A 6,105-nucleotide genomic window follows, 5' to 3' on the forward strand; every position below is an offset into this window, starting at 1 on the left:
CGCGCCCTGTCCGCCGGGGGCCCACCGCCGGTGGAGGACAATGGCTGCATGGAGATGAACCCCTTGGAACAGGCGCTGCACACGGCCCGGGCACTCGTCATGGCCGATCTTGTCGCGGGCGACGTGGCCGAGGCCGAGATCGTCTCGCTGGTCGAGGACGCTGTGACGCACCGCCGGTGGTGGGTCGAGCAGTGGCCCGACGGCGCCGGCTTTGTCGTCGGTCTGATCGCCCAGGACGTACAGGACGCCCTGCTGGAGAAGTACGGCCGCTGGCCCCTGTGCCCGGTCTGTGTGGAGGAAGGTCCGCACGCGCTCGACGTCGAGCCCGAGCTCGGCCCCGACCCGCACTGGGTCTGCACGAAGGCGACTGTGCAGGTGGCCCCGGTGGGCGGGCTGAGCGGGGTGCTGCGACGTTGACGCTCTACATAGACCCGCCGGACTGGCCGGGGCACGGGCTGCTCTGGTCACACCTGGTGAGCGATGTGTCGTTCGACGAGCTGCACGTCTTCGCGGCCTCGATCGGCTGCCCGCCGCGCGCCTTCGAGCGCGACCACTACGACGTACCGGCGGCGCGTTACGCCGACGCGGTGCGCGCCGGGGCGCGGGAGATCGGTTCGAAGGAGCTGGTCAGGCGCCTTACGACCGCTGGTCTACGGAGACCGAAAGGGCGTCCCGCACCGGCGTAGCGGGGGCGAGGTCCGGTGCGTCCGCCGCGTTCGCCGTGGTCTTCGCCGAAGCGACCAGGCGGGACGGGGTGGCCGGTCCCCGGTGCAGCCGGAGCGAGAAGAACACCGCCACCAGCGCCAGCACAGTCATCGCCGCGCCCGCCCACGCCGTCGCCGCGAAGCCGAAGTCCGCGTCGATCACCGTGCCGCCGAGCCACGGGCCACTCGTGTTGCCCAGGTTGAACGCGGCCGTCGTCGTCGCGCCGGCCAGGGTCGGGGCCGCGCCCGCCACGTTGAACATCCGGGCGTTGAGCGCGGGCGCCGTGAAGAACGCAGAGAGGCCCAGCAGGAAGGCCAGCGCGACCACGGCGACCTGGCTGGAGGCGAACAGGGCCAGCGCCACCAGGAAGACCGTGGACGCCGTGATCCCGCTCAGCAGCACCCCGAAGAGGTGCGCGTCCGCGACCCGGCCGCCGATCATCGTGCCGATCAGCGCACCGACCCCGAACAGCCCGAGCACCCACGGCACCCAGCCCGAGCCCAGCCCCGCCACATCCGTCAGCAGCGGCGCGAGATAGCTGAACGCGCAGAAGACACCGCCCGCCGCGAGCGCCGTGATCACGACGGAGAGCCAGACCTGCCGGTCACGGTAGATCGACATCTCCCGCTTGAGCTGCGGCTTCTCGTCCGGGAGCGGGATACGTGGGATGAGCGTCGCCACCCCGGCCAGCGCCACGGCGGACGCCGCGCCCACCGCCCAGAACGCCGAACGCCAGCCCAGATGCTCACCGAGGAAGGCACCCAGCGGCACACCCAGCACATTGGCGATCGAGAGCCCGCCGATCATCACGGCCATCGCCCGCGCCCGCGCGTTCACCGGGACCATCGCGATGGCGACGGCCGCACCCACGGCCCAGAAACCGGCACAGGCGAAAGCGCTGACCACACGCGAAACGAAGAGCACCTCGTACGTCGGAGCCAGCGCACCCGCGATCTGACCGAGCCCGAAGACCGAGATCAGCGCGATGAGGGTGGTGCGGCGCGGCAGTCGCAGTGTGGCCACGGCCAGCAGCGGGGCGCCGATCACCATGCCGATCGCGAACGCCGATATGAGGAGTCCGGCCTGCGGAATGGACACATCCATGTCCTCGGCGATCGGTGGCAGCAGCCCGGACAGCATGAACTCGCTGGTACCGAGGGCGAAGACCGAGAGACCCAAGATGTATACGGCCAGGGGCATACGGGCAGTACGGGAACGGCTGGAGACAGAGTCGGGCATGACACTCCGCAACGCCCATTCCGGCGCTCACATTCCCGACAGCAGCTCCAGTTCGGTCATCAGGTTCTGCCGTGCCCTCGGCTCCCACTCCGCGAGCCCGTGCGGCGTACGAAACAATCTGGGCAGTCCCAGGAGCTGCCGCAGCACCGCCGCGCGGCCCTCCCGGAACGCCTCGTCGGGGACGAAGGCGTACTCCTCGCGCACCTGCGCCGCGTACTCCGCGTACTCCTTCGGGGCGGACGCCAGGATCGCCAGATCCGCGTCGCACAGCACCTCGCCGTCGGTGTCGCCGTCCGCCGGATCGTGGGTGACGGTGAGGCGTACCAGGCGGGCCACCTCGGCGGTCACGTCGGCGGGGGCGCCGGCCTCGGACAGGGCGCGCTCGGCGAGTACGGCGCTGCGCTCCTCGTTCTCGGAGCGGTCGGGGCGGTAGACCGCGTCGTGGAACCAGACGGCGAGCCGCACCACGTCGGGGGCCGCCGCATGGTCCGCGAGCGTGTCGACGTGGTCCAGGACCGCAGCCAGGTGGGCGGTGGTGTGGTAGCGCCGCTGGGGTTCGGCCCAGCGCGCCAGGAGGTTGTCGGCGTACGGCAGCGGGTCGGGGTCCTCGGCGCCGCCCCGGACGGCGACGAGGGCCGCGTGCCAGCGGGTACGGAGGCTGTCGGTCATGGGACGACCCTAGGGGGTGTCGTTGTTCAGGAGGACCCGCCGGGACGTCGATCCGTCGAGCGGGGGCACCCGCACGACCAACGCACGGCGCAGTCGTGCCAGCGTGGCCCGTGCGGAGCGGGTTCGCAGGTGGTCCGCGCCCAGTGCCCGTACGGAGTCCTCGACCGCGCGCTCGCACACCGTGAGCGCCTGCGGCAGGTCGCCCGCCGCGTCGAGGGCGAGCGCCAGCTCGCGGCGCGCGGTGAGGGTACGGGGGTGATCGTCGCCGAGTACGCGTACGCAGTCGGCGAGCGCCCGCTCCGACAGCTCGACCGAGCGTCCGGCGCTGGCGAGGTTGCCGCGCGCGAGGAGCGTGTCCGGGTGGTCGGCGCCGAGGACCCGCTCCGAGTCCGCGACGACCGATTCCCAGAGCGCGGTGGCCCGCTCGGGGTCACCCGTCTCCCACAGGACACCGGCCAGATTGCCGCGCACCAGGAGGGTGTCGGGGTGGTCGGTACCCAGCAGGCGTTCGGAGTCCGTGACGACTGCCTCCCAGAGGGCCCGGGCCGCGCCCCGGTCGCCCGCCTGCGCCAGTGCGTCGGCCAGATTGCTGCGGACCAGGAGCGTACGGGGGTGTTCGTGGCCGAGCACGCGCTCGGAGTCGGCGAGCGTGTGCTCGTACAGCTCCAGGGCGCGCGGCAGGCCGCCGGTGTCCTGCAAGGCGCCCGCCAGGTTGTTGCGCGTGGTGAGCGTGTCGGGGTGGGTGGCGCCGAGGAGGTTCTCCCGGTCGGCGAGCGTGCGCTCGTACAGGGGGAGGGCGCGGGCCAGATCGCCTGCGGCCTCGTAGGCGGTGGCGAGGTTGTTGCGGAAGAGGAGCGTACGGGGGTGGTCCTGGCCCAACGCGCGCTCCGCTTCGGTGCGCGTCGCCTCGAAGAGGGGGATCGAGCGCCCGAGGTCGCCCGCGTCGCGGTAGCCGCTCGCCAGGTTGTTGCGGGAGATCAGCGTCTCCGGGTGATCCCGGCCCAGGACCCGCTCGCGGTCGGCGAGGGTGCGCTCGTACAGCGGGATCGACCGGTCGACGCGGCCCGAGTCGCGGTAGGCGTTGGCCAGGTAGTTCCGGGTGGAGAGGGTGTCCGGGTGGTCGGCGCCGAGCACCCGCTCGCGGGCGGCGACGGTCCGCTCGTACAGGGGGATCGCCCGGCCGAGGTCTCCGGCGGCGCGGTAGATGTTCCCCAGCTGGTTGCGGGTGGAGAGTGTCTCGGGGCTGTCGTCGCCGAGGACGCGCTCGCGGGCGGCGAGGGCCCGTTCGCTGTAGCGGGCGGCCTGGGGGACATGGCCCTGGTCCAGCAGGAAGCGGGACGTCTCGTGCAGCACGACGGCGACCTCGGCGGTGTCCTGGTCCTGCGGCATCAGTTCCATGAAGGCTTCGATGTGCGGGCGGAGGTTCCGCCAGCCGGGCCACTGGGGGACGGCGATCGACGCGGCGCCCGATTCCCCCTCGGTCCCCTCGCGCGGCAGGCTGTCCAGCAGGATCCTCGCGGCCCGGTCTCGCGCCATCAGGATCGCCTCCTCGGTACGCAGTGGGTCGGCGGGGTCCGCCGTGCGGGCCACCGCCTGGACCAGGCGGTGGACGCGCAGGTGGGGTGGTGCCAGCGTGATCATGCTGTAGCCGGCGAGGAGCGCCAGTGCGTCGTCCACCGCCAGCAGGTCGTCGTCCATCGATGTGATGAGGTCCAGCGGCAGTTGGTCCGGGGCGAACCAGGCCAGCGTCTGCAGGATCTCCACGGCGAGCGGGTCCCGGTCGGCGATGGTGCTGAGCGTCACGCGCCAGACGCGGGCGATGGTGCGACGGTCGGTGCTGCCCGCGTAGGCCGTCGCGAACATCCGGGCCGGGTAGCGCCGCACCCGTTCCAGATAGGCGGCGAAGGCGATGGCGTGGTTGTGGATGTAGGCACCGGCCTGCTCCAGTGCGAGCGGCAAGTGGCCCAGCTCGGCGGCCAGTTCGGCCACGGTCGTCGCGTCGCCCGTGTCCCCCGTCGCGGGGTGGCCGGCTGAGCGCATCAGCAGTTGGGCGGCGTCGGCCGGGCTGAGGACGTCGAGCCGCAGCGGCGAGGCCAGGTGGTGCCAGCCGGCCGTGCGGCGGCTGGTGATCAGGTGGCGGCCGGTGTCGAGTTGGCTGATGACCGGCGCGAGGTGGCTCGGGTCGTCCGCGTTGTCGAACACCACGAGCCAGCCCGGATGCGTCTGGAACCACGTGATCGCCCACTCGGCCAGCGCGTTGGTGGTGGCCGGGGTCGCGAGGTCGGGCAGCAGACGGCTGGTGAGCGAGGCGAGCCCGGCCGTGATGGCGTCCGGGTTGTCGGCGGTGATCCACCAGACCGTCGTGTACTGGGCCCGGTACCGGTGGGCGTACTGCAAGGTGAGGCTCGTCTTGCCGACACCGCCGAGCCCGACCAGGATCCGGGTGACCGGCTCGTCCTCCTCGGCCAGCGCCGTACCGAGCCTGACGACGTCGTCGTCCCGGCCCACGAACAGGGCACTGGGCGGGCGCGGCAGATTGTGGTTGCGCTGCCCGCGGGGCTCCGCGACGCTCTGGGCCGGGGGGAGTTGGACGGCGGGGGCCGTGTAGATGGTGGCCCCCGGGCCCGTGCTGATGATCCCCGCGTTGGCGTCCACGGCGACGGCACGGTCGCCCGACGCCTCCCAGCGCGCGGAACCGGCGGGGACGCGACGCTCGGGCGGCTGTACGGGAGTCATGGCGCTCACCGCTGGATCTGTGCGTTGCTTCCGGTGCTGATGACCCCGGAGTTGTGCTGGACGGCCACCGCGCCTTCGCCGGAGGCCATGAAGGACACCGAGGACTCGGAGACCATGCGCGCGATGTCCGCCGTTAGCGCGGCGTCGGCGAGCAGCGCCTTCTTGATCTGGACCCGGAGCATGGCCTGGAAGTCCTCGTCCTCGGGTGCTTGCGCCGCCTCGGCGACGGCCTGGTCCAGCCGGTCGAGGTCGGCGGGGTCCTCCTGGTTGCCGCGGATGCGCTGGAGGATGCGCCGGCCGAGGCCGACAGTGGCGTCCGCGCTCGCGTCGGTGGCGAGGGTCAGTACGGCGGTGCCGTAGGCGCCGACCGCTGCCGTCACATAGGGCGCGATCTCGCCTGCGACCGTTAAAGCATCCACAATTCCCCCAACTTGCCTGCCAGGGCAGGCTGCCACGTTCATGACCCTCTCCATGATGCCAGTCGACATCCCGCGCCCGCGCGGAGTTGGGCGGGAGGGGAGAGACGGCCGGACTCGGCCGTCGCTTGTTCCCGTGAGGGCGGGTGCGGGGTGCGGGGTGCGGGGTGCGGGGTGCGGGGCGGTGCGGTGCGCCGGGCACGGTGCGCCTGCGGCGAGCCTGTTCCCCTACCCGCCCCTTCCCGAACCTGGGGCTCCGCCCCAGACCCCGCGCCTCAAACGCCGGCGGGGCTGGGAGTGGGCTGGGCTGGGCTGGGCTGGGAGTCTGTCTCTTATACAC

Annotated in this window: 6 protein-coding genes; 2 read left to right on the forward strand and 4 right to left on the reverse strand. The window is 72.4% G+C overall.

What is annotated here, in order from left to right; all coding sequences use genetic code 11:
* The first annotated feature begins 48 nt into the window (after positions 1 to 48).
* A complete protein-coding gene (locus ACFT7S_RS37220; RefSeq protein WP_382740538.1) occupies positions 49 to 417 on the forward strand; it encodes a hypothetical protein in 369 nt (122 codons plus the stop codon).
* The gene (locus ACFT7S_RS37225; protein ID WP_382740540.1) at positions 414 to 686 is read left to right on the forward strand and encodes a DUF4031 domain-containing protein; all 273 of its coding nucleotides are present in this window, start codon (positions 414 to 416) and stop codon (positions 684 to 686) included. The genes ACFT7S_RS37220 and ACFT7S_RS37225 overlap by 4 nt, the downstream gene beginning before the upstream one ends.
* Here the strand turns inward: ACFT7S_RS37225 and ACFT7S_RS37230 are convergent.
* The 4 genes from ACFT7S_RS37230 to ACFT7S_RS37245 form a co-directional block, all read right to left on the reverse strand.
* Positions 637 to 1,905, reverse strand: a complete 1,269-nt coding sequence (locus tag ACFT7S_RS37230; protein ID WP_382740543.1) for a Cmx/CmrA family chloramphenicol efflux MFS transporter — start codon at positions 1,903 to 1,905, stop codon at positions 637 to 639. The genes ACFT7S_RS37225 and ACFT7S_RS37230 overlap by 50 nt on opposite strands.
* 66 nt (positions 1,906 to 1,971) lie before the next feature.
* A complete protein-coding gene (locus ACFT7S_RS37235) occupies positions 1,972 to 2,613 on the reverse strand; it encodes a hypothetical protein (RefSeq protein ID WP_382740546.1) in 642 nt (213 codons plus the stop codon).
* Positions 2,614 to 2,622: 9 nt separating this feature from the next.
* The gene (fxsT, locus tag ACFT7S_RS37240) at positions 2,623 to 5,349 is read right to left on the reverse strand and encodes an FxSxx-COOH system tetratricopeptide repeat protein (protein WP_382740551.1); all 2,727 of its coding nucleotides are present in this window, start codon (positions 5,347 to 5,349) and stop codon (positions 2,623 to 2,625) included.
* Positions 5,350 to 5,354: 5 nt separating this feature from the next.
* The gene (locus ACFT7S_RS37245; protein WP_382740548.1) at positions 5,355 to 5,768 is read right to left on the reverse strand and encodes a hypothetical protein; all 414 of its coding nucleotides are present in this window, start codon (positions 5,766 to 5,768) and stop codon (positions 5,355 to 5,357) included.
* Between the last annotated feature and the right edge of the window lie 337 nt (positions 5,769 to 6,105).

The sequence above is a fragment of the Streptomyces sp. NPDC057136 genome (genome assembly GCF_042670885.1).
Taxonomy (GTDB): Bacteria; Actinomycetota; Actinomycetes; order Streptomycetales; family Streptomycetaceae; genus Streptomyces.

Bases quoted from the DNA above. Each gene is read 5' to 3' on its own strand.
- ACFT7S_RS37235 (WP_382740546.1), bottom strand. From the start codon at position 2,613: ATGACCGACAGCCTCCGTACCCGCTGGCACGCGGCCCTCGTCGCCGTC.
- ACFT7S_RS37220 (WP_382740538.1), top strand. From the start codon at position 49: ATGGAGATGAACCCCTTGGAACAGGCGCTGCACACGGCCCGGGCACTC.
- fxsT (WP_382740551.1), bottom strand. From the start codon at position 5,349: ATGACTCCCGTACAGCCGCCCGAGCGTCGCGTCCCCGCCGGTTCCGCG.
- ACFT7S_RS37230 (WP_382740543.1), bottom strand. From the start codon at position 1,905: ATGCCCCTGGCCGTATACATCTTGGGTCTCTCGGTCTTCGCCCTCGGT.